The organism is Kribbella sp. NPDC104740, assembly GCF_055583505.1.
On record NZ_JBVJNV010000001.1, the window covers coordinates 178,470 to 200,886 of the forward strand.

General features: G+C 69.1%; 23 protein-coding genes. 15 read left to right on the plus strand and 8 right to left on the minus strand.

All coding sequences use genetic code 11. The features are described 5' to 3' along the window. Positions 1–783: a Fic family protein gene (locus tag ACZ6Z4_RS00855; RefSeq protein ID WP_465556752.1), complete on the plus strand. Its 783-nt coding sequence runs from the start codon at positions 1–3 to the stop codon at positions 781–783. Between the two features lie 281 nt (positions 784–1,064). Here ACZ6Z4_RS00855 and ACZ6Z4_RS00860 read toward each other — a convergent pair whose 3' ends face one another. Further along, positions 1,065–1,871: an HAD family hydrolase gene (locus tag ACZ6Z4_RS00860; RefSeq protein ID WP_465556754.1), complete on the minus strand. Its 807-nt coding sequence runs from the start codon at positions 1,869–1,871 to the stop codon at positions 1,065–1,067. Positions 1,872–2,361: 490 nt separating this feature from the next. Between ACZ6Z4_RS00860 and ACZ6Z4_RS00865 the strand changes: the two genes are divergently transcribed. Both ACZ6Z4_RS00865 and ACZ6Z4_RS00870 read left to right on the plus strand, forming a co-directional pair. Further along, positions 2,362–4,059 (plus strand): chitinase, encoded by a 1,698-nt coding sequence (locus ACZ6Z4_RS00865; RefSeq protein ID WP_465556756.1) that lies wholly within the window; start codon positions 2,362–2,364, stop codon positions 4,057–4,059. Then, a complete protein-coding gene (locus tag ACZ6Z4_RS00870; protein WP_465556758.1) occupies positions 4,059–4,991 on the plus strand; it encodes a TrmB family transcriptional regulator in 933 nt (310 codons plus the stop codon). Before ACZ6Z4_RS00865 ends, ACZ6Z4_RS00870 begins: the two co-directional genes overlap by 1 nt. Here the strand turns inward: ACZ6Z4_RS00870 and ACZ6Z4_RS00875 are convergent. Both ACZ6Z4_RS00875 and ACZ6Z4_RS00880 read right to left on the minus strand, forming a co-directional pair. Then, positions 4,981–5,430, minus strand: coding sequence for an aminoacyl-tRNA deacylase (locus tag ACZ6Z4_RS00875; protein WP_363675886.1), 450 nt, complete (start codon positions 5,428–5,430; stop codon positions 4,981–4,983). The two genes, ACZ6Z4_RS00870 and ACZ6Z4_RS00875, sit on opposite strands and share 11 nt — an antisense overlap. Positions 5,431–5,434: 4 nt before the next feature. Next, on the minus strand, positions 5,435–6,637 hold the full coding sequence (locus ACZ6Z4_RS00880; RefSeq protein ID WP_465556761.1) for an MFS transporter: 1,203 nt from the start codon (positions 6,635–6,637) through the stop codon (positions 5,435–5,437). 71 nt (positions 6,638–6,708) lie between these two features. Between ACZ6Z4_RS00880 and ACZ6Z4_RS00885 the strand changes: the two genes are divergently transcribed. Then, positions 6,709–7,611 (plus strand): LysR family transcriptional regulator, encoded by a 903-nt coding sequence (locus tag ACZ6Z4_RS00885; protein WP_465556763.1) that lies wholly within the window; start codon positions 6,709–6,711, stop codon positions 7,609–7,611. On the opposite strand, the gene ACZ6Z4_RS00890 is transcribed toward ACZ6Z4_RS00885, so the two are convergent. Further along, complete coding sequence (locus ACZ6Z4_RS00890) at positions 7,575–8,354, minus strand: alpha/beta fold hydrolase (RefSeq protein ID WP_465556765.1); 780 nt, start codon at positions 8,352–8,354, stop codon at positions 7,575–7,577. The genes ACZ6Z4_RS00885 and ACZ6Z4_RS00890 overlap by 37 nt on opposite strands. Before the next feature lie 86 nt (positions 8,355–8,440). On the opposite strand from ACZ6Z4_RS00890, the gene ACZ6Z4_RS00895 reads away from it, so the two are divergent. Further along, positions 8,441–9,157 carry an SGNH/GDSL hydrolase family protein gene (locus ACZ6Z4_RS00895; protein ID WP_465556767.1) on the plus strand — a complete coding sequence of 239 codons (717 nt, stop codon included), beginning with the start codon at positions 8,441–8,443 and terminating at the stop codon, positions 9,155–9,157. A 104-nt stretch (positions 9,158–9,261) separates the two neighbouring features. On the opposite strand, the gene ACZ6Z4_RS00900 is transcribed toward ACZ6Z4_RS00895, so the two are convergent. Both ACZ6Z4_RS00900 and ACZ6Z4_RS00905 read right to left on the minus strand, forming a co-directional pair. Continuing rightward, the gene (locus ACZ6Z4_RS00900; RefSeq protein WP_465556769.1) at positions 9,262–10,812 is read right to left on the minus strand and encodes a glycoside hydrolase family 18 protein; all 1,551 of its coding nucleotides are present in this window, start codon (positions 10,810–10,812) and stop codon (positions 9,262–9,264) included. A gap of 5 nt (positions 10,813–10,817) precedes the next feature. After that, positions 10,818–12,548, minus strand: a complete 1,731-nt coding sequence (locus ACZ6Z4_RS00905) for a glycosyl hydrolase family 18 protein (protein ID WP_465556771.1) — start codon at positions 12,546–12,548, stop codon at positions 10,818–10,820. A 213-nt stretch (positions 12,549–12,761) separates the two neighbouring features. On the opposite strand from ACZ6Z4_RS00905, the gene ssd reads away from it, so the two are divergent. The 4 genes from ssd to ACZ6Z4_RS00925 all read left to right on the plus strand — a co-directional run bounded on the left by ssd (position 12,762) and on the right by ACZ6Z4_RS00925 (position 16,561). Next, complete coding sequence (gene ssd / locus ACZ6Z4_RS00910; RefSeq protein WP_465556773.1) at positions 12,762–13,838, plus strand: septum site-determining protein Ssd; 1,077 nt, start codon at positions 12,762–12,764, stop codon at positions 13,836–13,838. After that, positions 13,835–14,995 carry a TadA family conjugal transfer-associated ATPase gene (locus ACZ6Z4_RS00915; protein ID WP_465556775.1) on the plus strand — a complete coding sequence of 387 codons (1,161 nt, stop codon included), beginning with the start codon at positions 13,835–13,837 and terminating at the stop codon, positions 14,993–14,995. The genes ssd and ACZ6Z4_RS00915 overlap by 4 nt, the downstream gene beginning before the upstream one ends. Next, on the plus strand, positions 14,992–15,774 hold the full coding sequence (locus tag ACZ6Z4_RS00920) for a type II secretion system F family protein (protein WP_465556777.1): 783 nt from the start codon (positions 14,992–14,994) through the stop codon (positions 15,772–15,774). Before ACZ6Z4_RS00915 ends, ACZ6Z4_RS00920 begins: the two co-directional genes overlap by 4 nt. A 358-nt stretch (positions 15,775–16,132) precedes the next feature. Continuing rightward, positions 16,133–16,561, plus strand: coding sequence for a type II secretion system F family protein (locus tag ACZ6Z4_RS00925; protein WP_465556779.1), 429 nt, complete (start codon positions 16,133–16,135; stop codon positions 16,559–16,561). Here ACZ6Z4_RS00925 and ACZ6Z4_RS00930 read toward each other — a convergent pair. Next, on the minus strand, positions 16,550–17,602 hold the full coding sequence (locus tag ACZ6Z4_RS00930; RefSeq protein ID WP_465556781.1) for an ArsR/SmtB family transcription factor: 1,053 nt from the start codon (positions 17,600–17,602) through the stop codon (positions 16,550–16,552). The two genes, ACZ6Z4_RS00925 and ACZ6Z4_RS00930, sit on opposite strands and share 12 nt — an antisense overlap. Before the next feature lie 96 nt (positions 17,603–17,698). Between ACZ6Z4_RS00930 and ACZ6Z4_RS00935 the strand changes: the two genes are divergently transcribed. The 6 genes from ACZ6Z4_RS00935 to ACZ6Z4_RS00960 all read left to right on the plus strand — a co-directional run bounded on the left by ACZ6Z4_RS00935 (position 17,699) and on the right by ACZ6Z4_RS00960 (position 21,350). Further along, positions 17,699–18,526, plus strand: coding sequence for an aldo/keto reductase (locus ACZ6Z4_RS00935; protein ID WP_465556783.1), 828 nt, complete (start codon positions 17,699–17,701; stop codon positions 18,524–18,526). A gap of 102 nt (positions 18,527–18,628) precedes the next feature. Further along, a complete protein-coding gene (locus ACZ6Z4_RS00940; protein ID WP_363675908.1) occupies positions 18,629–18,835 on the plus strand; it encodes a DUF4244 domain-containing protein in 207 nt (68 codons plus the stop codon). A gap of 52 nt (positions 18,836–18,887) precedes the next feature. Continuing rightward, positions 18,888–19,256, plus strand: coding sequence for a TadE family type IV pilus minor pilin (locus ACZ6Z4_RS00945; RefSeq protein WP_465556786.1), 369 nt, complete (start codon positions 18,888–18,890; stop codon positions 19,254–19,256). Next, positions 19,253–19,627 (plus strand): Rv3654c family TadE-like protein, encoded by a 375-nt coding sequence (locus ACZ6Z4_RS00950; protein ID WP_465556789.1) that lies wholly within the window; start codon positions 19,253–19,255, stop codon positions 19,625–19,627. The genes ACZ6Z4_RS00945 and ACZ6Z4_RS00950 overlap by 4 nt, the downstream gene beginning before the upstream one ends. Positions 19,628–19,631: 4 nt before the next feature. Next, the gene (locus tag ACZ6Z4_RS00955) at positions 19,632–20,189 is read left to right on the plus strand and encodes an NYN domain-containing protein (RefSeq protein ID WP_465556791.1); all 558 of its coding nucleotides are present in this window, start codon (positions 19,632–19,634) and stop codon (positions 20,187–20,189) included. A gap of 291 nt (positions 20,190–20,480) precedes the next feature. Next, a complete protein-coding gene (locus ACZ6Z4_RS00960; RefSeq protein WP_465556793.1) occupies positions 20,481–21,350 on the plus strand; it encodes a barstar family protein in 870 nt (289 codons plus the stop codon). Between the two features lie 441 nt (positions 21,351–21,791). On the opposite strand, the gene ACZ6Z4_RS00965 is transcribed toward ACZ6Z4_RS00960, so the two are convergent. Further along, on the minus strand, positions 21,792–22,412 hold the full coding sequence (locus ACZ6Z4_RS00965) for a response regulator transcription factor (protein ID WP_363675916.1): 621 nt from the start codon (positions 22,410–22,412) through the stop codon (positions 21,792–21,794). Between the last annotated feature and the right edge of the window lie 5 nt (positions 22,413–22,417).

Consider the following 22,417-nt stretch of genomic DNA (forward strand, 5'->3'; position numbering starts at 1 on the left):
ATGACTGCTGATGTGTTCGCGCCGCTGGCTGCGCTGGAGGGTGTCGGGTCGGCGGCCCGGGCGGCCCGGGACGCGGTCGACGTGCTGCTCCGGGACCGTGGGCTGCGGCGGGTCGGCTCCGACGTGACGACCGAGGCGCTGCTGCGTGGGGCGCACGCCTCAGCTGTTCTGGCGGGCAGTCCGTCGACGCTCGAGGAGGTACGCCGGGGAGACGGAGACCCGCTGGCCTCCGGTGCGGTGCGGATGACCGGCGAACTGATGGCGCTGGCTCCGCAGGCCGACACCGCGCCGATCCAGGTCTGGACCAGGCTGCACCAGTTGGCGGCGGCCGAGCTCGGCCCGGCAGACCAGTTGGGCCACCTGCGGACCAGTCGCGAGCCGCTGCCCGACGACGTCCCCGGCCTGCCGCCGGCGCCGCCCGCCGACGAGATGTGGGAGCGGCTGAGCGGCCTGGCCAAGGCGCTGACCACCCCGACCACCGCGCCGGGCCTGGTCGTCGCGGCCGTCGTGCACGCCGAGCTGGCGGTGCTGCGGCCGTTCCCGACCGCGAACGGGCTGGTCGCCCGGGCCGCCGAGCGCTGCCTGTTAGTTGCCCGAGGCATCGATCAGGTCGCGGTCACGGTGCCCGAGGTCGGGCACCTTGAGCTCGGCGCGTCGTACCCGGGTGGTCTGACCGACTACGCCGTACGCGGAGTGACCGGCGTCCAGAGCTGGCTGCTGCGCGAGTGCGAGGTGATCGCGCTGGCCGCGGAACGTTCACCGCTCAACATCCCAAGCCAGTAAGGGTTTTCGGCAGCGGACGCGCGAACGGCGCCCTCTCGCGAGGGCGCCGTCGCTGGCACGTCATTCTGGTTACCAGGCGTGCACCTTGTCTGCCGCCACAGGATCGAGCCTGGGTCGAGCTGCCCGGTTGGGATGGGCTGGTCGCCGCGTGGGTACCTGACTGCCGTGCAATTTTCTCTACCGGGACCGGGGTCCCTTTGCTGATTCCTTTGTACTCCCCAAACCCCTGTGGGGGAAGAGTTTGGGGCGCCTTGATCAAGTTGAGAAAGTTGGTGTGACGTTCATTTCCCGGCCGCGCGGGACCGCCGGCGGGCGGCGTACAGGAGGGCTCCGGCGGCCAGTCCGGCGCCGATCGCGGTCGCCGCGAGGGCCGGGCGGCGGGCCCGGTGGAGGCGACTGGTCCGCTCTGCGAGGGCCACTGGTTCGCTGAAGTCGAGCACCGGCCAGTCGCGCTCGGCCGCCAGTCTGCGCAGCGCCTTGTCGGGGTTGACGGCGAACGGGTGACCGACCGCGGCCAGCATCGGCTCGTCGGTGATCGAGTCGGAGTAGGCGTAGGAACCCTGCAGGTCATAGCCTTTCGCGGCCGCCAGCGCGGTGATCGCGGTCGCCTTGTGCGGGCCGTAGACGTAGTCCTCGATCTCACCCGTGTACTTGCCATCAGCAACTACCATCCGGGTCGCGATCACCTGGTCGGCGCCGAGCAGCTCGCCGATCGGCTCGACCACCTCGGCGCCGGACGAGGACACGATCACCACGTCCCGGCCGGCCGCGTGGTGCTGCTCGATCAGGGTCACCGCCTCGTCGTACACGATCGGCTCGACGATGTGGTGCAGGGTGTCGGCGACGATCGACTGGACGGTCCGGACGTCCCAGCCTGTGCACATAGCGGACAGGTACTCGCGCATCCGCTCCATCTGGTCGTGGTCGGCACCGCCGAGCAGGTAGACGAACTGGGCATAGGTGCTGCGCAGCACGGTCCGCCGGTTGATCAGGCCGCCGGCGTAGAACGGCCGGGAGAAGGCCAGCGTGCTGGAGCGGGCGATGATGGTCTTGTCGAGGTCGAAGAACGCGGCCGGACGGGGCTCCATACGGCGAGTGTAGGGGGCGTCGCCGACGGTTCCGGCCGGATTCTTTCGGGGTTCGGGCGAAACGCCGGGGGGCCCGGCCTTTCGTGTGGCCTGGTCTCCCGTTAGACTGTTGAGCAGTGTGACAGTGACACTGGTTCGGGCACCCTCGGTGAGGGTCTCGGCACCCGGTGGACACCACCTCGGTTGCAACACAACTGAGATGTGTGAAGACCGGCCTCGGGGGGTAGATACTCCCTGACAGTGGCAGACTGTCGCCTCCTGATCGGCCCCCGGCTCCTCCCCCCGAGCCCGTGGCCGAAGACGGCCCCCGGTCACCCCCCCGCCGGGGGCCGTCGCCTTTCTCGGCGCAGGTCCCTCTCGACTCTCCGATGCGCCATCCGGCCCTTTGGTTGCCGAATTCTGTAAATTCCTCATCTTTTGTGAGCGTGAGAGCGTTTACACATTATGCAGGGTCTTGACATTGTAGTGACGCGGTCACATTTTGTGTCACATGACCCGCTCGCGAAGCCGCCGCCCCCTGGCCGCGATCACCTCAGCCGTCCTGCTCGCCCTCGGTGGCCTGACCCTGGTGCAAGGCACCAGCTCGGCCGCCACCAACCTCGTCACCAACGGGACCTTCGAGACCGGCTCGCTGGCCGGCTGGTCCTGCTCGGCCGGGACCGGAGCCGCCGTCAGCGGCAACGCCCGGACCGGGACCTACGCCCTCCAGGGCACCCCGACGTCCGGTGACACCGCCCGCTGCAGCCAGACCGTCTCGGTCCGGCCCAGCTCCACCTACACGCTGTCCGCCTGGGTGAAGGGCTCGAACGTCTACCTGGGCTCCGACGGTGGAGCCAGCACCTGGACGACCAGCTCGTCCTGGTCGCAGCTGACCACGACTTTCACCACCAGCGCCAGCGCGACCACGGCGACGATCTACCTACACGGCTGGTACGGCGTACCGGCGTACCAGGCGGATGACGTCGTGCTGGACGGCCCGGGCGGGACCGGCCCGCCGCCGGACACCACTGCGCCGTCGACGCCGGGTGGCCTGACCGTCGGCAGCCCGACGTCGAGCTCGCTGCGGCTGAACTGGTCGGCTGCGACGGACGCTTCCGGTATCGACCACTACGAGGTGGTCCGGGGCAGCGAGGCCCCGGTCTCTGTCGGCAACGTGACCGCCTGGACCGCGACCGGCCTGGCGCCGAGCACCAGCTACAGCTTCAAGGTCCGCGCCTGCGACCCGTCGGGCAACTGCTCGCCGTACGGCGCCTCGGTGTCGGGGACCACGTCCAGCGGGCCGACCGTCCCGCCGACGTCGCTGCCGAAGCACATCCTCACCGGCTACTGGCAGAACTTCAACAACGGCGCCGCGGTGCAGCGGATCTCCGACGTGCCGGCGGCGTACGACCTGATCGCGGTGGCCTTCGCCGACGCGGACGCCTCCCGGCCCGGTGGCATCACCTTCAACCTCGACAGCGCCGGGCTGAACGGCTACACGGTGGCCCAGTTCAAGGCCGACATCGCCGCGAAGAAGGCGGCCGGCAAGCGGGTCATCCTGTCCGTCGGCGGTGAGCGCGGGACCATCTCGGTCGGCAACGCGACCGCCGCGGCCAACTTCTCGTCGACCGCCCTGTCGGTGCTGCGCGAGTACGGCTTCGACGGGATCGACATCGACCTGGAGAACGGCGTCAACGCCCAGTACATGGGCCAGGCGCTGCGCAGCCTGCAGAGCCAGTTCGGTGCGGGCCTGATCATCGCGATGGCGCCGCAGACGATCGACATGCAGTCACCGCAGTTCGAGTACTTCAAGCTGGCGCTGGCGATCAAGGACATCCTGACCGTGGTCAACGTCCAGTACTACAACTCCGGCGCGATGAACGGCTGCAACGGACAGGTCTACTCGCAGGGCTCGGTGGACTTCATCACCGCCCAGGCCTGCATCATGCTGCAGGGTGGCCTGCGGCCCGACCAGGTCGGACTCGGCCTGCCGGCGTCGACCCGCGGAGCCGGCAGCGGCTACGTGTCGCCGACGATCGTCAACAACGCGCTGGACTGCCTGACCAAGGGCACCAACTGCGGCAGCTTCAAGCCGAGCACCACCTGGCCGACGCTGCGCGGTGCCATGACCTGGTCGACCAACTGGGACGCCACCAACGGCAACCAGTTCTCCAACCAGGTCGGCGCGCACGTCCACTCGCTGCCCTGATGCACAGCTACCGCCCCGCCCCGGTGCTGGAAGCTCTCGGTGTCTGCTCGGAGGACGAGCAGCTCTACCGGGCGCTTCTGGCCCGGCCGGAATCCACCACCCTGCAGCTGGCCGAGGTGACCAGCTGGCCCGCCGCACGGGTCACCCGGCACCTGAGGTCGCTGATCGGCCTCGGCCTGGCGTCCCGTACGCCGGGCCGCCCGGCCCGCTACACGCCTGCCGTCCCGGAGGCGGCGGTCGAGCTGTTGGCGCTTCGGCGGCAGGCGGCGATCGTCGAGGCCCGGGTCGGGGCGTCGGTGCTCACCGCGGAGTTCCGGGCCGCCACCGAGTCCGGTCCGTTCACGGTGATCCGTGGCGCCGAGGCGATCGCGCAGCGGTACTTCCAGGCGCAGCAGAGCGCGCAGACCGAAGTACTGGTGCTCGACAAGCCGCCGTACGCCGTACTGCCGGTGGAGCCGCGCCGGGCGTTCGGTGTGGGCTACCGGATGGTCTACGACATGGCCGCTCTGGTCGATCCGGCGTCGCTGACCGCGGCCCGGTCGGCCGGGACGTCCTGCCGGATGCTGCGCGACGTACCGCTGAAGCTGTTGGTGGCGGACGGACGGACTGGGCTGCTGCACACCGGTGCGGACGTACTGGTCGAGCTGGGGCCGTCGTCGTTGCTGGACGGGTTGCTGAGGCTGTTCGAGCTGTTGTGGCAGCAGGCGACTCCGTTGATCTACGAGCCGTCCGACGGGCCGCTGTCGGCGGAGGACCAGCAGTTGCTGGCGCTGGCTGCTGCTGGGCTGACCGATCAGGCGATCGCTCGGCGGCTCGGGGTCGCGCAGCGGACGGTCGAGCGGCGGATGCAGCGGATCCTGAAGGCGCTGGACGCGACGACTCGCTTCCAGGCCGGCCTCCGGGCCGGGCAGCGGGGACTGCTCACTCCGTGACGTCGGCGACCGTGGCGTTCAGGGCTTTGGTGAGCGCCTCGGCGTCGACGGTCAGGCCGACGCCGTGGTCGCCGCCGCCGATCGAGATCGTCCCGGTGATCCGCTCGTCGGCGACCACGGGCCAGTCGTGGGTGCTGCCGAGCGGGGTGATCGTGCCGCGGACGTAGCCGGTCACCTCGAGCGCGGTGTCGGCGCTGGGCATCGAGATCCGGTTCACGCCGAGCAGCGTGCGCAGCTTCGGCCAGGCGATCTCGCGGTCGCCGGGGACCAGCACGAACCGGTAGTCGTCGTCGGCCAGCCGGACCACGATCGTCTTGATCAGCTTTGCCGGCTCGATCCCGCGCGCGGCCGCGGCCTCCTCGAGCGAGTTCACCCGGCCGTGCCGGGTCTCCTCGTAGGCCAGTCCCAGGGTGTCCGCCGCTTCGGTCGCTCGCGTCATGCTTCTAGCTTCTCACCCGGATCGGCACCCGCCTCAGCGCCAGCGCCAATGCCAGCGTCACGGCGATGAGCGCTCCTGCCATGGCTGCGACTCCGGGCCAGGCAGCGTGTGTCCAGGCCGCTCCCGCGAGGCCGCCGAACACCGAGGAGCCCAGGTAATACGCGAACAGGTAGAGGCTCGCCGCCTGGGCCGTCCCGCCGTTGGCCGCGTGCGCCCGCGCGGGCACCCAGCCGCTGGCGACACCGTGGACCGTGAAGAAGCCGGCGGTCATTACCGCGAGCCCGACGATCACCAGCGCGAGCTGGTGAGTCAAGGTGATCGCGATCCCCACCAGCGTCACCAGGCACCCGACCGGGACCACCGCCCGCCGACCGTACGTGTCGGCCAACCGCCCGGCGGTCGCCGACGACGCCGAGCCGAGCAGGTAGACCAGGAAGACCAGGCTGGCCAGCCCAGGGCCGAGCTCGTACGGCGCTGCCGCCAGCCGGAAGCCGGTCGCGTTGTAGACGCCGACGAACGCTCCCATGGAGGTTGCCGCGATCCCGTAGAGCGCCAGCAGTGCCGGGTCCTTCAGCACCGTGCCGGTCTGGCTCAGGCTCGGCCTGGTCGCGGTGAAGTTCCGGGATTCGGGCAGGAGCACCAGCAGCAGCACCGCGCAGACCACTCCCAGTACGGCGATCCCGCCGAGCGCCGTACGCCATCCGCCCAGGTCGGCGAGGCCACCACCGACCAGGCGGCCGGTCATGCCGCCTACCGCCGTACCGGCGACGTACAGGCCGCTGGCTCGGGCATGGCTGTCCGGGTGCACCTCTTCTCTGAGGTAGGCCATCGCCACGGCCGGTAGGCCGGCGAGAGCGACGCCCTGGAGTCCGCGGAGGACGAGCAAGGTTGGCCAGTTGGGGGCGAGTGCGCACAGGACGGCGATGACCGCGGCCGCCACGACGGACCAGCGCATCAGCTTCGTGCGGCCGAGCAGTTCCGAGGCCGGGCCGGCGATCAGGAGGGCGACGCCGAGGCCGAGTGTGGCCAACGACACGCTGATCGCGCTCTGGCTGGGAGAGACGGCGAAGGCGGTCGAGAGCGCGGGGAGCAGCGGCTGGGTGCTGTAGAGCATGGCGAAGGTGGCCAGGCCCGCGGCGAACAGAGCCGTCGAGATTCTGCGGTAGCCCGCCGTGCCAGGCCGGTGACCCTGGGCCGTGATCTGCATGTTCACGACGGTGTCAGACGGTTTGGCATACGTAAAATGTCTTGGACAGCGGTGATCGATACGCTTTCTGCATGCATGTCGAGGATCTGCGCTGGTTCGTGGTGCTGGCCGAGGCCGAGCACCTGACGGCCGCGGCTGCCGTGCTGGGCACGAGTCAGCCGAATCTGTCGCGCTCGTTGCGCCGGGTGGAGACGGCGTTCGGCGTCCCGTTGTTCGAGCGCGAGCACCGGGGACTGCGGCTCAACCCGTACGGCCGGATCGTGCTGGAGGCGGCTCGCGCGAGCACGACAGCGGTCGACGCCGCGCGGCAGCGGATCGACACGCTGGTCGATCCCGACTCCGGGACTGTGCGGCTGGCGTTCCTGTACTCGGTCGCGACCGGCGTCGTACCGGACCTGCTGAAGGCGTTCCGGGCGGTCGCTCCGACAGTCAGCTTCGCGCTGCGCGAGCAGCCGTCGCACGACATCGTGCTCGACCTCTCGACAGGCGAGTCCGAGCTCGGGATCACCGGTCCGCGGCCCGACCCCGCGGTGTTCGGTTGGCACCTGCTGCAGCGGCAGCGGCTGTGCCTGTACGTCCCGCCGGGGCATCCGCTGGCCAAGCGCCAGCGGGTCGACCTGGCCGAGGCCGCCGACGAGCCGTTCATCGGGATGCGGCCGGAGTTCGGGTTCCGGCGGCTGACCGACGAGCTGTGTCAGGCCGCCGGATTCACGCCGTCGGTGGCGTTCGAGGCGACCGACCTGACCATTGTCGACCGGCTGGTCGGCGCGGGGCTGGGCGTCGCCGTACTGCCTGGTGGAGCGGTGCGGGGGACGGAGAGCGGAGCGACGCCGGTGCCGTTGGCCGGCGTACGGGCTCGGCGGGACATCGGGCTCAGCTGGCGACTGCGCGGGACGCTGTCACCAGCTGCCGAGCGCTTCCGGGCGTTCGTCGTGGCTCAGCCGGCCAGCAACTTCGCCAGCTCGCCAGGGTGAGCCAGATGCGGGAAGTGGCCGCTGCCGGGGAGCACGATGATCGTGATGCCCGGCCGGTTGGTCTCCAGCCACTGCCGGTACGGCGGGGGCGGCTCAGTGCCGGTCACGTAGGTGTAGGGGACGTCGATCGACCGCAGGTCCGCCTCGCGATCGGCCTTGAGCTTCTCGGCCGGTGACTCCATCACCTCGCGCCAGTAGCCCAGCAGCATCTCCTGGGTCGGCCTGGTCGAGGAGTTGACCAGGTCCTGCGCCTCCTGGGGCAGCTGCTCGATGAGCATCCCGCCGAGCATCCGGTCCCACACCTCGCCGTACGCCGGACTGCGCAGCGTCGGCTCGAGCTGGTTGAGCACATCCTTGAACGGGCCGACCAGCAGCGGCTGGTCCACGTTGACGACGCCGGCGGTCGGGTACCTGGCGGCGTAGATCGTCGCCAGCGCGCCACTGATCGAGTGGCCCACCAGCAACGGCTTCTGCAGCCCGGCCTCGACCACTGCTTCGTGCAGCAGGTCGGCCACGTCACCGAGGTCGTAGGAGGGCTGGTTGGGGGAGTCCTGGTGACCGGGGAGGTCGAAGGCGAGCGTCCGCCGGTCCGGGTCGAGCACGGCGAGCTCCTGGAGCACCGGACCCCACTGGCGACGGTCGAAACCGAGGCCGTGGAGCAGGACCAGCGGGGGCCGGTCGTCCGTCGTACCGGAGCTGTCTGCGGCCAGCGCGCCGTAGTACCGCAGGTGGATCGTTTGCATGTCAACTAGCGTAACCAGCCACCCCAGCGCTGCAGCTAGCTGCAGAAGCGTTGCCCGGAGCCTCCGCGGGTTGCCAGGCTGCGCGCATGAGACCGAGTCGACGGCAGTTGTTCCTGGCGGGAGCGGTGGTGGCGGGCGCCTCTGTGGTGTCCACCGAGAGCGCGTTCGCCGACGGGTACGGGTCAGGAGCCATCGGCGACTGGCAGTCGATGAGCAAGGCGATCGCGACGCCGGAACTCATTGCCACAACGCTGGAGCGCAACGGCGTCTTCATGTTCGGCGACAGCATCGCGGTGCAGGACGGCAAGACGCTGGCCACCCTGATCGCGACCCGGCTCGGTGTCCCGCTGGCCGTGCACAACTGGTCCGGCCGCCCGACGCCGCCGGCCGTCGACGCGCTGGCGTCGTGGAAGGCGACGTACGGGTTGCCGTCCCGGATCCTGATGGCAACAGGAACGAATGACATCTTCACGCCAAATGTGTTCGCTGCCGAGGTGGACCGCACGATGGCGCTGGTGGGGCCGGCCCGGACGGTGTTCTGGGTGAACGTGCAGGCCTCCCGGAACGCGCTGGCTCCTGAGGTCCGGGTCGCGGACCAGCGCAACAGCGGCTGGATCAACCTGCAGCTGGCCGACGCGCAGCGCCGGCACGCGAACCTGCGGGTGGTGCACTGGGCGGAGTTCCTGGCCTCGAAGATCTCGCGGCTCACGGCGTACCTGAAGCCCGACGGTGTGCACACCACCGTCCCGCTCGGCCAGAACGCCCGCAACGAGCTGATCGTGCAGGGGCTCGAAGCGGGCTGACCCTCCGACGCGGCCGGGCCAACGGTCTCCCCAGATTGGCGCCCGGCCGAGACCGCCGCACCGGGGCAGAAGAGTGCCTCTCTCCTGCCCCGGTGCGTACCGGTCTAGAAACCGGCGGTGATACGGGTGAACTCCCAGTCCGGCTGGGCGATGCCGCTGCAGTGCGCGACCACACCGCCGCCGGCGCAGCCGCGGTCCCGGTTCACCGACCAGTACGCGAGCCGGCCGAGGCCGTTGCTCTTGGCCCAGTTGGTGATGTTCTGCCAGGTCTGCGTGGTGGTCATCTCCTGCTGGTCGGACAGGCCGTTCATCCCGGAGATGCCCTGGTGGGCGTAGGCCTGCGCGGTGGTCCAGCCGAAGGTCGCCTTCAGCTTGTTGTTCAGACCCTGCGACGCGCCGACCGTGTCGTTGTAGATGTTGGAACTGCCGAAGTCGAACGGCATCAGCGTGAAGATGTCGATGTTCGCGTTCAGCGCCTGGGCCCGCTCGATCAGCCGGTTGCCGTAGTAGTTCGGGCCGGTGGTCGAGGTGCCGAAGGTGAGGATCGTCTGGATCCCGGGGTTGTTCTGCTTGACGATCTTGAGCGCGTTCAGGATCCGGTCCTGGACGACCTCGTTCTCGAACTCGTCGCTGTTCTCGATGTCGACGTCGATCGCCTTCAGGTTGTAGGCGTTGATCACCTGCTGGTAGGCGCCGGCCAGCGCTTCCGGCGTACTGCAGTTGGGGCCGAGCTTGTTGCCGCTCCAGCCGCCGATCGACGGGACGATGTCGCCACCGGCCGCGCGGATCTGGGCGATCGCCGTGGCGTCGGCGCTGCCCTGCAGCGGGCGGGCGCCGTCCCAGGCCGGGTTGCAGCCGCCGGACGAGAGGATGAAGGCCATCGTGAACCACTTGATGCCGGTGGCGTTCATGACCGTGGTCGGGCTCGGCGGGTTGCCCCAGCCCATGTAGAGGTACGGCGCCGCCCGGCGGGCCGGGTTCTCGGTGCCGCCACCAGTGGTGGTCTTGATGGAGACGGCGCTGCTCTTGGCGCCCTCACCGACGCTGTTGGAGGCGCTGACCTGATAGCTGTACGTCGTGTTCGCCGTCAGCCCGGAGTCCGTGTACGACGTACCGGAGGGGCTGCCGACCTTCGTACCGTTGCGGTAGACGTTGTAGCTGGTCGCTCCACTCGCTGCTGACCAGCTGAGGTTGACGGAGGTGGCGGCCGGCGTACCGGTCAGGCCGGAGGGTGCGCCCGGGACAGTGCCGCCACCCCCGCCGCTGCAGGAGCCGCCGTTGAGCCGGCAGGCTGCGATCCCCGGGAAGTTGCCGGGGCTGCCGTTGAAGCCGAAGGTGACGCTGGCGCCAGGAGCCAGCGGCCCGGCCCAGCTTGGCGGAGTGAACGTGTGCGTCTGCCCGCTGCTGGACCGTACGGCGTCCCAGGAGCTGCTGACGGAGTAGCCGGACGGGAAGTCCAGTGCGATCGACCAGGTGCTGAGCGGGCTGGTGGTGCCGTTCGTGACGGTCACCTTGCCCTCGAAGCCGCTGCCCCAGTCGGACACCTTGGTGAACGACGCGGTGACGGGCGCGGCCTGGGCCGCCTGGGCGGTGAGGAAGGAGGCGATGACTGCGACGGCCGCCGCGAAGGCGACTGTCAGGCGCTTGGGTTTCATGGCGATCAGACCTTTCCCCACAGGGCGGGTACGTTCGGGGGCTCCCAGCCGGCCAGCGCGGTGTGGCCCTGGATGCAGCGGTAGGTGACGCCGTTGTACGAGACCAGCGCGCCGGTGGCGTACGTCGTACCGGGGGCCCAGGGGGTCGCCGTCGGAGGCGTCGGGGTCGGCGTCGGCGTGGGAGTCGGCGTCGGCGTCGGCGTCGGGGTGGGCGTGGGCGTCGGGGTGGGAGTCGGCGTCGGGGTCGGCGTGGGCGTCGGGTTCGGGCCGCTGCAGCCGGGGGTGGACGCGTTCACCGCGTCGACGACGGCGTTGAAGAGCGTGACCTGGGGGTCGAGCGCCTCCATCGAGTACATCATCGCGCCGGCCAGCCCGTTGCAGTGCTGGTAGTCGGCCTTCGCCTTGATCGACTGGGCGTTGTCACCGGTCCAGAAGGTGCCGTTGCGGTAGAACCAGGACGCCTTCGTGGTGTCGTCGAAGAAGCTGTACGCCGGGTTGTCGACGAAGCCGACCAGCTCCTTGTAGAACGAGACGCCGGGCACGTTGCCGCTCGCGGCGCCACCGTCGGCCGGTCCGGTCGCGGTCTGGTACTTGCCGTTCGCCGTCGCCGGGACGCCCTTCCAACCCCGGTAGTAGAAGGGGTAGCCGATGGTCAGCTTGTTCGCCGGGAAGCCGCCGGGGATGCCGTACGCCGGGTCGCCGGTGGTCCACGCCTTCACCGCGCCGTCGACCGAGTACTTCGCCGTACCGGGCGGGATCGGCGTACTGGGGTCGTTCGGGGCCTGGTAGAGCGGGTCCTGGAAGTTCGTCGGCCCGGTGGCGTCCCAGCCGCCGTGCATGTCGTACGTCATCACGTTGTTGTAGTCGAGGTACTGGCCGATCTTGTTGGTCTCGATCGTCGCGATCTTGTCCTGGCCGGCCGGGGTGGCCGCGGTCAGCCACATCTTCTTCCCGATGCTGTTGCCGTAGGCATCGATCTGGTTGCGCAGCTCGGCCAGCAGCAGGGTGAAGTTCTGCTTGTCGGCCGGGCTGTAGTGGTTGCCGACGTGACCGTTCGGCGAGCCGGGGTACTCCCAGTCGATGTCGATCCCGTCGAAGATCCCGGCCGCGCTGCCCGGACCGCCGAAGCCGTCGATCACCGGCAGGTTGCCCTTGAGGAACATGTCCACGCAGGAGCTGACGAAGGCCTTGCGCTTGGCGTCGGTCGAGGCCGCGTCGGAGAAGTACTTCGAGTAGGTCCAGCCGCCGATCGAGATCAGGATCTTCAGGTTCGGGTGCTTGGCCTTCAGCTTCTTCAGTTGGTTGAAGTTGCCCTGGATCGGCTGGTTCCAGACGTCGCCGACCCCGTCGACGCTGATGTCGGCGCCGTAGGACTTGCCGTAGTCGGCGAACGCGTCACCGGCGCCGTCGCCGGCGTTCGGGTTGTTCTCGTCCTGGGAGGCGGCCTTGTTCGCCATGAAGCAGGTGTGGCTGGTCGGGTGGACGTTGGCGAAGGCGTAGTTGACGAAGTCCAGCTTCGCGGCGGCGCCGGTGGTGGACAGGGTCTTGGGGTAGAAGGCGTTGGCGTAGATGCCCCACTGGGCGAAGTACGCGGTCTTCACGCCACCACTGGTCGCCTGGGGAGCGGCGGCGGTCTGGCCTGGTGGTTGGGCGGTCGCCACCGAGATCCCCGCGGCGGCGATCAGGGCGGTGGCGGCGACTGTCGCCGTGCTGGCGAGTAGAGGCAGTCGAGGCATGGGCGGTCCTCCGGAGCGGAAAGCAGTGCACGGGTGTCCAGCGGGAAGCATTTAGTTAAAGACGCTTCGAAAGGAACGGTAACTCCTGGATCGCCGCCGGTCTCCGGCTCGGGCTGGCGGATTGCCGCTGCTGACGGAAAACCGCCAATCCCTTTGTCCACAGGGCTTTCGTTGCCATCGGCCCGGCGAACGCTTTCACGGCACCTTCTGGATATGGAGACCTCACCCCTCACCCCGGTCCTGATCGCCACCGCCGACGAAGCCCTCCGCGAAGCCCTGCTCCGCCTGTCCGCCGCCGCCGAACTGAGCCCGCACCTCGAGTCCGACCTGCTCGCGCTGCGCCGGCACTGGCAGACCGCGAGCCTGGTCGTGGTGGGCCAGGATCTCGTCACCCCGCTGGCGCGAACGCAGCCCACCCGCCGACCAGGTGTCGTGGTCGTCGGCGCCGATCCCGACGACGGCTCGGTGTTCCGCCGCGCCCTGACGATCGGTGCCGAAGGCGTCTACCTGCTGCCGGGGGACGAGTCCGCCCTCGGCGACCGGCTGGCCGACACGCTCGACGGGGGAGTGCGGGCCGCGACCACGTTCGCCTTCGTCGGTGGGTGCGGCGGCGCCGGCGCGACGACCTTGGCCGCGGCGGTCGCCGTGACCGCGAGCCGCCGCGGCATCCGGACGATGCTCATCGACGGCGATCCACTCGGCGGCGGCATCGACCTCACCCTCGGCAGCGAGACCGGCGGGGGAGCGCGCTGGCCCGACCTCCTGAACGCCTCGGGCCGCGTCAACGCCGCCGCGCTCCGAGCCGCCCTGCCCACGGTCGACGACCTCGCTGTGCTGTCGTGGGACCGCTCCGACGTCACAGCGTTGCCGCCTGAGGCGATGCGGTCGGTCCTCGGAGCCGCTCAACGCAGCAGCGACCTGGTGGTCATCGACCTCCCCCGGCGTACGGACCCTGCGGCCGAGGAAGCCCTGGTCCGTTCGACCGCGACGTTCCTCGTCGTACCCCGGGACGTCCGCTCCTGCGCCGCCGCTGCTCGCTTGGTCAGCCCACTCCGGGAAGTCGCGACCGACCTCCGGGTCGTCGCCCGCGAACCAGGCCTGGGTGGTCTCTCCGCGGTCGACGTCGCCAAACACCTGTCCTTGCCCTTGGCAGCCAAACTCCGCTTCGACCGCGATCTCCCCGCCCTGATGGACAAAGGCCGCTTCGACCCCCGCCCACGCGGCGCTCTCGGCCGTACGGCGAGCGAGCTCCTCGACCTCTTCAACCTGCACGGACTGCTCGCCGCATGACCGTCTCCCTGGAACTCCTCGACCGCGTCCGCGGCACCCTCGCCAGCCAGGGTGCCGACCCGACCCCCGCCCGCGTCGCAGCCGCTCTCCGCGCCGACGGCGCCGTCTTCGGCGACTCCACCATCCTCGAAGTCGTCGAAGCCCTCCGCCGCGAGGCCATCGGCGCCGGCCCCCTGGACCGTCTCCTCACCGAACCAGGCATCACCGACGTCCTCGTCAACGGCCCCAACGAGGTCTACGTCGACCGCGGCACGGGCCTCGAACGCATCCCTCTCCGCACCGGCGACGAACCCTCCGTCCGCCGCCTGGCCACCCGCCTCGCGGCAGCAGCCGGCCGCCGCTTGGACGACTCCACCCCGTACGTCGACGTCCGTCTCCCCGACGGCACCCGCTTCCACGCCGTACTGGCCCCCATCGCTTCCCCCGGCACCTGCCTGTCCCTCAGAGTCCCGTCCCGCAAAGTCCTTTCCCTACAAGACCTGGTCACCGCAGGAGCGCTACCCCCATCCGGAGTCGCCATCCTCCAGGACCTCCTCGACGCCCGCCTCGCCTTCCTCATCAGCGGCGGCACCGGCACCGGCAAAACCACCCTCCTCAACTCCCTCCTCTCCACGGTCCCCACCACCGAACGCATGGTGATCGTCGAAGACGCCAGCGAACTCCGACCCGCCCACCCCCACGTGGTCCGCCTCGAATCCCGCCCACCCAACAACGAAGGCACCGGCGAAATCACCCTCCGAGACCTGGTCCGCCAAGCCCTCCGTATGCGCCCGGACCGCCTGGTCGTAGGCGAGGTCAGAGGCGCAGAAGTCCTGGACCTCCTGATCGCCCTGAACACCGGCCACGAAGGCGGCTGCGCCACAGTCCACGCCAACTCGGCGTCGGACGTCCCCACCCGCCTGGAAGCCCTCGGCTCCCTGGCCGGCCTGACCCCTCAGGCAATCCAATCCCAAATCGCCTCGGCCCTACACGCCGTCATCCACCTGACCCGAGACCCCACCGGCCGCCGCCGAATCACCGAAATCCAAGCCATCACCCTCACCTCGCACGGCACCATCGCCACCACCCCCGCCCTCCTCTTCACCCCCACCGGCGCCGTAGAAGAAGGCCCCGCATCCCGCCACCTGACCCAACTCCTCACCAGAGCGGCCGCATGACCCCCGCCATCGCCGCCACCTTCACCCTCCTGGCAACTCTCACGTTCTTCCCCCACAACCCCCGCCCCCTACACCGCCTGACCACCCGCCCCTCCCGCCCACCCCGCCAGAAACTCCTCTACCTCGCTCTCCTCCTTTTAGTTGCCCTAAGCATCCTCATCACCCTCGGCCCCTACGCCCTGGCCACCACCACAGCCCTCTCCGCCACCGTGCTCACCACCCTCGGCCACCGCAAGAAATCAACCCAATCGTCCAAAGCCACCCGAAGACAATCCCAAATCATCGAAGCCTGCGACCTCCTGGCCGCAGACCTCACCGCAGGCCGCCCACCCCAAGAAGCCCTAGCAGCCGCCGCCGATTCCTGCCCCGACCTCCGCCCAGCAGCAGCCGCCGCCCGCCTAGGCGGCGACGTCCCCGCCACCCTCCACCTGGCCGCCGAAACCCCAGGCGCCGAATCCCTGAAACCCCTAGCAGCGGCCTGGCAAGTCGCCGACCACTCCGGCGCCGCCCTGGCCACCATCCTCACCCGCCTGACCACAACCCTCAGAGCCAACCAAGCCCTACATCACCAACGCCTGACCAACACCGCAGCCGCCAAATCCACAGCCCGCCTCCTAGCCATCCTCCCCATCGCCACCACCCTCCTAGGCCAATCCCTAGGAGCCACCCCAATCACCTTCCTCACCACCACCCTCCCCGGCACCCTCTGCCTCCTAGCAGGAACAGCCCTAGCCCTAACAGGCCTCCACTGGACCACCCACCTCACCAAAACCTCGTAGTACAAGGAGTCTTGTGCCCACCCTCGCCACACCGACCTCCGCAGCCGCCCTCTGCGCCGCCCTCGCCGCCGCACTCCTCACCCGAGGCCGCCCCGGCCCCCACCGCCTCCGCCGACCAACCCCCACCACCTACCGCCGCCTAACCGCCCGCCTCGCACCAAACCCCGTCCCACCCCGCACCAAACGCCTCCACCGCCTGGCCGCCACCCTCCTAGCAGCCGCAACCCTCCTGCTAATCCCTTTCCCCTGGAGCCTCATCCCCGCCACAGCCATCTACCTGGCAACCCCAACAATCCTCAGCCGCCTAGAACCAGCCGCCACCAGAAAACGCAACGCCCGCCTATCAAACGACCTCCCCATGGCAGTAGACCTCCTAGCCGCCTGCCTAAGAGCCGGCCGCCCACCGCAAGCAGCCATCGCCACCGTCAGCCAAGCCATCGACGGCCCCCTCTCAACCCTCCTCACCGAACTGGAACACCGCCTGGCCCTAGGCACAGATCCCATCGAAGCCTGGGAGCCGCTCCGCCAAGACCCCATCTGCGCCCCCTTCGCCAGAGCAGTCCAGCGAGCCCTCCGCTCCGGCGCTCCCCTGGCCACCACTCTTGAGTCCCAAGCCAAAGACCTCCGCAACGCCCGTCACTGGAAAGCCGAAGCCCAAGCCAGATCCGTCGAAACTCGAGCAGTCCTCCCTCTCGGTCTGTGCTTCCTCCCCGCTTTCGTCCTCCTGGGCGTGGTCCCCACAGTCGCCACCACCTTCTCCACCGTCTTCGCCGACCTATCCCCCTGACCCCAACAACCCCTCCGCGAGCCGCGTCCGCGCATAGAGCACCACCCGCCCCACCCGATGCCCCGTCACCAACCCCGCGGCCCGCAACGCCCCCAGGTGCTGCGAAATCCCACCAGCACTGATCCCCACCAACCCAGCCAACTCCCCAGTCGACCGAGGCACATCCAACTGCGCCAGAACCTCAGCCCGAGACCTCCCCAGCACTCCCACCACCCCAGCCGGCGCCCGCCGTACCTCCGAGTCCCAAACCCCCGCCACCCCACGCGCCGGATACGTCACCGAAGGCTGCCAAGGCGGAATCGTGCTCGAGTAAACCGACGGCCACACAAACGCCGACGGCGTCAGCACCAATCCCTCCCCACGCAACTCCCGCACTCCATGAAACCGCCGATGCCGAATCCGCAGCTCCCCGTCCCTCCACCGCACTGCCCCGTCAAGATCCTCGAACAACCCAGCCACCCCGCCCTGCCCCAACCGCCGGGCCCGGTACAGCAGATCCCCTTCCAGCAAAGCCCGAATCCGCCCCCAGTAAGGCGCGATCGCGACCTCCCAGTACGCCCGCACCTGCGTCCCCAACACCTCGATCCCCACCTCAGGCTCCTCATACAGCCGGAGCACAGCAGCCGAAGGCAGCTCTCCAGCCCGAGCCTTCCGCAACCGCCGCGGCACCGCAGCCTCCTCCAGCGACCCCACCGGATGCGTCCGTGCATAAGCCAGCACATCCAAGTCAGCCCGAACCTGCTCACCCGATACCCGCAGCAACGTCCCCAGATCAGCCTCGAGATCCGGCACCGGCGCCGCCGGCAACGGCGTCAGAAAGTCCGGCGTGTACCAGCACCCGGTGTCGACCAAGTCGAACAACAACCCCAGCTCAACGTTCTCCCGAGCAATCCGCACCCCCACCTCATCAGCCCACCGCCGATGAAAGTGCTGCGCCCGCCGGTTCCGCAGCAGCCGCACACTCGCAACCACCTCCCACAACGGCGAGACCGCCAGCCGGGTCCGCGCCAGGTCCTCGACCGTGAACGTGATCGTCAGCATGCGCGCTCCTCGATTCAGCCCCAGCTAAATCATTTCAAACCCACCCGCACAACCTCCCACCCTGAACCAACCACACGCCCCGGGAGGACCAACCCCATGCCCACCAAGACCACCCAGCTAGGCGACCTCACCGTCCACCGCCTCGGCTTCGGCGCCATGCGCCTCACCGGCTACCGCCCCGCCGCAGACCGCACCTCCGCCATCCGCGTAGCTCGTCGAGCCATCGACCTCGGCATCGACTTCATCGACACCGCCGACGCCTACGGCATTGGCGCCAACGAGGAGCTCCTCGCCGAGGCCCTCCACCCGTACGCCGACCACCTGCTGATCGCCACCAAGATCGGCCACACCCGCCCGTCACCAGGGGAGTGGAGGCCCGTAGGTCGCCCGGAGTACCTCCGCCAGGCCGCCGAGCTCTCCCTCCGCCGCCTCCGCGTCGAACGCCTCGACCTCCTCCAGCTCCACCGCATCGACCCCGCGGTCCCACTCGAGGACCAACTCGGCGCCCTCGCCCAGCTCCAGTCCGAAGGCAAAGTTCGCCACGTCGGCCTGTCCGAGGTCACGGTCGACCAGCTCGACACGGCCCGCCGCCACGTCGACGTCGTCAGCGTCCAGAACCGCTACAACCTCACCGACCGCCATCACGACGACGTACTGAAGTACTGCGAAGCCGAAGGAATCACCTTCATTCCTTGGCTTCCGATCGCAGGCGGTACCCACGGCACCTCGAAGCTCCTGGCCGACCTCTCAACCGAAACCGGCGCCACCCCGTCGCAGCTCGCCCTGGCCTGGCTCCTGCACCGCTCACCCGTGATGGCTCCGATCCCTGGAACCAGCTCCGAAGCCCACCTGATCGAGAACACCAACGCAGCCGACCTCTCGCTCACCTCAGCCCAGCTGAGCCGCCTCGACGCCATCACCTGAAGTTGTCCCCAACCTCGAATCTCCTTCTCCACAAGGCATCTGACGACGGCATCTTTTCAGTAAGCCGTCCGGACAGCCCGGCCGCAGATCAGGAGATCCCTCATGTCCCACCAGCTCCCCGCCCTCCGCCGCCGTCGCCGTACCGAACGAGGAGCAGCCACCGCCGAGTACGCCGTCGCGACCGTCGCCGCCTGCAGTTTCGGCGGCATCCTGATCGCCCTGCTGAAGTCCGACGCGATGATGTCGGTGCTCAAGGCAATCATCAACTGGGCGCTGCAGTCCGCGGGAATCGAAGGCGTCCAGGTCTGAGGCGCCCCCGGCCCGGACCCCGAAGGTCCGGGCCGGCCGCCCCGCCGCGCCCATGTCCACCCGCCGCCGTACCGACCAAGGCACCGTCACCGCCGAGTTCGCCCTGCTCTTCCCCGTCCTGATGGCCACGATCATCGCCGGCGTCTGGTGCGTAGGCCTGGTCATCACCAACATCCGCTGCATCGACGCGGCCCGCGACGTGGCAAGAGCCGTAGCCAGAGGAGAAACCGAAGCAGCAGCCCAATCCATCGGCCAGAAAGCCGCCCCCAAGAACGCCACCATCGAGATCCAGACCACCAACGGTCAGATCCAGGTAACGGTCAAGACCACCCGAGCCGTCGACTGGCCTCTCTTCGCACCTGTACCCGACATCCCCGTCAAGGCTGAAGCCACGCTCCAATCCGAACCAGGAGAGCAATGACCACCTCCCGCACAGAGCAGGGCAGCGCCACCCTCCTGGTCCTCTGCACTGCCGTACTCCTCTTCGCAGCAGGAACCATGGCCACCCTCTGGTCAGCAGTCTCCTTAGCCACTCACCGTGCCAAGGCCGCCGCAGACCTAACTGCCCTCAGCGCCGCCCAGGCCTTACAGTCCGGCGCACCCAACCCCTGCGCAGTAGCCCAAGAGGTCGCCACCACCAACAAAGCAACCCTCACTACCTGCACCCTCACCCCCGAAACAGCAACCATCGAAGTCACCGTCTCCCTGAACCTGGGCGTCCTGGGCACCCCGAGCATCACCACAACGTCCCGAGCAGGTCCCACCACCATCCCCACCCAGAGCGCAAACTGACCAGGTGACCTCCGACCCCAAACCCCCAACCACCCCCACCTTCCAAGCCCCCGACTTCACCAGCGCTGCTGCGGCCGACGTTCCGGACCAGGAGCGTCCCGCCTCCTCAGCCGAGCAGACCAGTCCTACCTCCTCAGCCGAGCCGACCAGTCCAGCCTCCTCGGGCGCCCGCCCACTCCTGGTCGTCGACGCCGCCAACGTCATCGGCTCCCGCCCCGACGGCTGGTGGAAAGACCGAGCCGGCGCCGCCCGCCGCCTCCTCACCAACCTCGCGACCTACCACCAAGCAGCAGGCGCCGACACCGACATCACCGTCATCCTCGAAGGCGCAGCCCGCCCCGCCGCAGACGCCATCCCCACCACCGAGTCCCTCCAGGTAGTCCAAGCCCCCCACTCCGGCGACGACACCATCGTCGACGTAGTAGCCGAGGCCTTCGCCCAGACCCCCGCCCGCGAACTCACCGTCGTAACAGCAGACCGAGGCCTGAGAGCCCGAGTAGAACCCCTAGGAGCCCGAACCACCGGCCCCAACACCCTCTACGCCCTCATCGACCCGCAGTAACCGAACCCGCTCCCGAAGCCGCCGCGGAACCACCACCACCTGAACCAGCGCGGCCACCCAACACAACCCCAAAGCTCCCCAACTGCCCCACCCCGCAACCACCGCCGCCCCAAGGCACAACAAACCCCAACCCCACCCCAACCAGAACCCCAATCCCAAGCCCCAACCGCTACCGGCTCCCGGCCAACCACACGCTCTCCACGCCCATGCTCACCCACCGCCGCCCCACCCCACGAGCCCTTCACACCACCCCGAAACCTCCGCGTCAACCAGAGGTACGCTCGGCGCTCCATGCCGAACTCACCTCAAGCCGGCCAGGCCCAGAAGTACGTCTTGACCTCGGACGAGGACGAATCCGACATCTGGGGTTGGGCTCAAGACGGCGACGGACTCTTCACCGCGCTGGACAACGACGGGGCCCGCCAATTCCACCTGTCCGCTTGCTCGCCACAGGGCAGCCTGCTGAACGCCCTCACCACCGGCCGAGCACTGCCCGAGACCACAGCCTGGATCCACCTCTTGGATCAAGACGGCACCACCATGGGCTCCTACTTCGTCAACGATGTGGCCGTCGCCAAAGCGGCTCCCTCCGCCATCCACCGACCGCCATCCAGCCCGGATACCGGCGCTGGATCTCCCTCCGATGCGCCCACCGTGCACCAGACCGACATCAGCCTGGTCGATGTCACACTCACCCTGCGCTGCGAGGCGGCTCTCCCCGGATCGGACCTGGCGTGGGACCTGATCCGCGCCAACCAATTGAACCGCCCCGGTCTGTGGAACGACCTCTCACCCGCCTATCGGTGGGCATGGTTGTCGGTGGCTCTCAGCTCCCACCCTTACCGCCACCACTCGAAGCCCGACACCCCCGCAGGGAAAGTCTTCAGCCTCGACGGTCGCGGCATAGTCGACGAGACCTCGCTCTACTGCGCCCTCGGTGAAGCCATCAACGGTCCAGGAGGCTACTTCGGGTGGAACCTGGATGTCCTCGTCGACTGTCTGAGAGGGCGGTGGGGAGCCACCGCCCCCTTCACCCTGGACTGGCACTCCTCATCCATCGCAAGACAACGCCTGATGAAGCCCTCGCGCGACAACAGCCACCTCTTCGCCTCGATCCTGGAGATCCTCCAGTCCCAGCGCATCACTGTCATCCTGCGCTAGCTTCTCCGCGCCGCACTCGCCATCTGATCGAAGGCCGCGGAGGATCCGCCTCGGGTCGGAGCGCACTGCAGACGCGCGGACCTAGGCCGGCCGCCGGATCGTCCGGCACGACATGCACGTGCGACGTAGCGCCCTCTCGTCAGCGCGCCGGGCGAGCAGCGCCTGCCCACCAACCGATCGCAGGGCAGTTGGTCACAGGCGCGGCGTTGGATCGGGAAGGACGGGACCGCGAGCAGCGCACCGGCCGCGATCGAGCGGCAGTGGCGTGGCGGCCGGGTGGTTTCCATAGAGCCAGCTGCGCTGCGGACGATCGCAGGTCAGTGGAGTGACGCGGCCTCGAGCAGTTCGAAGCCCTCGGCGTACGCCTGCGCCGGTCAGCGCGCTGAAACGGCCTCCGCCGAGCCGTTAGTAGTAGAACAAGCTGCGTGGCGGTCGGGGTGGTTAGTCGTACAGCCAGCCGTTCTGGTCGGCGATTTTGATGGCGTCGGCTCGGGTTCGGGCGCCGGTTTTGCCGATGGCGGACCAGAGGCGGGTGCGGACGACGCGTTCGGAGACGGCGAGTTTTTCGGCCATCGTGGCGACGGTGCCGCCTTCGCGGGCGGCGCGGAGGGTGGTGGTTTCGCCTTCGGTGAGAGGGGTCTGGGTGTAGTGGAGGGTCTCGGCGGCGAGGTTGGTGTCGACCACACGCAGGCCGAGGTGGACTCGGCGGAGGGCGTCGGCGAGTTGCGGGGTGGGGCTGTTCTTCAGGGCGATGCCCTTGGCGCCGGCTTCGAGGCCGCGGCGGAGGTGGCCGGGGCGGCCGTACGTCGTGAGCATGACGACACGGCACTCGGGCATCGACGAGCGGAGCTGGGTGGTGACGGTGATGCTGGCGTGGCCGGAACCGGCGGCGTCGAGCAGGGCGATGTTCGCGCGGTGCCGTTTCGCGGCGGCGACGACGTCGTCGGTGCGCTTCAGTTCGGCGACGATCTCCAAGTCGCGTTCGCGTTCCAGGCCGCTTCTGAGGACGCCACGGCTGAGGATCTGGTCGTCGACCAGCAGCAGCCGGATGCGGTCGGGCAAACGAG

What these genes read in the sequence shown, in the direction of transcription:
- ACZ6Z4_RS00940 (WP_363675908.1), top strand. Translation starts at nt 18,629, where the DNA reads ATGTCCCACCAGCTCCCCGCCCTCCGCCGCCGTCGCCGTACCGAACGA.
- ACZ6Z4_RS00890 (WP_465556765.1), bottom strand. Translation starts at nt 8,354, where the DNA reads ATGCAAACGATCCACCTGCGGTACTACGGCGCGCTGGCCGCAGACAGC.
- ACZ6Z4_RS00930 (WP_465556781.1), bottom strand. Translation starts at nt 17,602, where the DNA reads ATGCTGACGATCACGTTCACGGTCGAGGACCTGGCGCGGACCCGGCTG.
- ACZ6Z4_RS00875 (WP_363675886.1), bottom strand. Translation starts at nt 5,430, where the DNA reads ATGACGCGAGCGACCGAAGCGGCGGACACCCTGGGACTGGCCTACGAG.
- ACZ6Z4_RS00945 (WP_465556786.1), top strand. Translation starts at nt 18,888, where the DNA reads ATGTCCACCCGCCGCCGTACCGACCAAGGCACCGTCACCGCCGAGTTC.
- ACZ6Z4_RS00885 (WP_465556763.1), top strand. Translation starts at nt 6,709, where the DNA reads ATGCATGTCGAGGATCTGCGCTGGTTCGTGGTGCTGGCCGAGGCCGAG.
- ACZ6Z4_RS00915 (WP_465556775.1), top strand. Translation starts at nt 13,835, where the DNA reads ATGACCGTCTCCCTGGAACTCCTCGACCGCGTCCGCGGCACCCTCGCC.
- ACZ6Z4_RS00950 (WP_465556789.1), top strand. Translation starts at nt 19,253, where the DNA reads ATGACCACCTCCCGCACAGAGCAGGGCAGCGCCACCCTCCTGGTCCTC.
- ACZ6Z4_RS00855 (WP_465556752.1), top strand. Translation starts at nt 1, where the DNA reads ATGACTGCTGATGTGTTCGCGCCGCTGGCTGCGCTGGAGGGTGTCGGG.
- ACZ6Z4_RS00935 (WP_465556783.1), top strand. Translation starts at nt 17,699, where the DNA reads ATGCCCACCAAGACCACCCAGCTAGGCGACCTCACCGTCCACCGCCTC.
- ACZ6Z4_RS00870 (WP_465556758.1), top strand. Translation starts at nt 4,059, where the DNA reads ATGCACAGCTACCGCCCCGCCCCGGTGCTGGAAGCTCTCGGTGTCTGC.
- ACZ6Z4_RS00865 (WP_465556756.1), top strand. Translation starts at nt 2,362, where the DNA reads ATGACCCGCTCGCGAAGCCGCCGCCCCCTGGCCGCGATCACCTCAGCC.
- ssd (WP_465556773.1), top strand. Translation starts at nt 12,762, where the DNA reads ATGGAGACCTCACCCCTCACCCCGGTCCTGATCGCCACCGCCGACGAA.
- ACZ6Z4_RS00905 (WP_465556771.1), bottom strand. Translation starts at nt 12,548, where the DNA reads ATGCCTCGACTGCCTCTACTCGCCAGCACGGCGACAGTCGCCGCCACC.
- ACZ6Z4_RS00900 (WP_465556769.1), bottom strand. Translation starts at nt 10,812, where the DNA reads ATGAAACCCAAGCGCCTGACAGTCGCCTTCGCGGCGGCCGTCGCAGTC.
- ACZ6Z4_RS00920 (WP_465556777.1), top strand. Translation starts at nt 14,992, where the DNA reads ATGACCCCCGCCATCGCCGCCACCTTCACCCTCCTGGCAACTCTCACG.
- ACZ6Z4_RS00895 (WP_465556767.1), top strand. Translation starts at nt 8,441, where the DNA reads ATGAGACCGAGTCGACGGCAGTTGTTCCTGGCGGGAGCGGTGGTGGCG.
- ACZ6Z4_RS00860 (WP_465556754.1), bottom strand. Translation starts at nt 1,871, where the DNA reads ATGGAGCCCCGTCCGGCCGCGTTCTTCGACCTCGACAAGACCATCATC.
- ACZ6Z4_RS00880 (WP_465556761.1), bottom strand. Translation starts at nt 6,637, where the DNA reads ATGCAGATCACGGCCCAGGGTCACCGGCCTGGCACGGCGGGCTACCGC.
- ACZ6Z4_RS00925 (WP_465556779.1), top strand. Translation starts at nt 16,133, where the DNA reads ATGGCAGTAGACCTCCTAGCCGCCTGCCTAAGAGCCGGCCGCCCACCG.
- ACZ6Z4_RS00960 (WP_465556793.1), top strand. Translation starts at nt 20,481, where the DNA reads ATGCCGAACTCACCTCAAGCCGGCCAGGCCCAGAAGTACGTCTTGACC.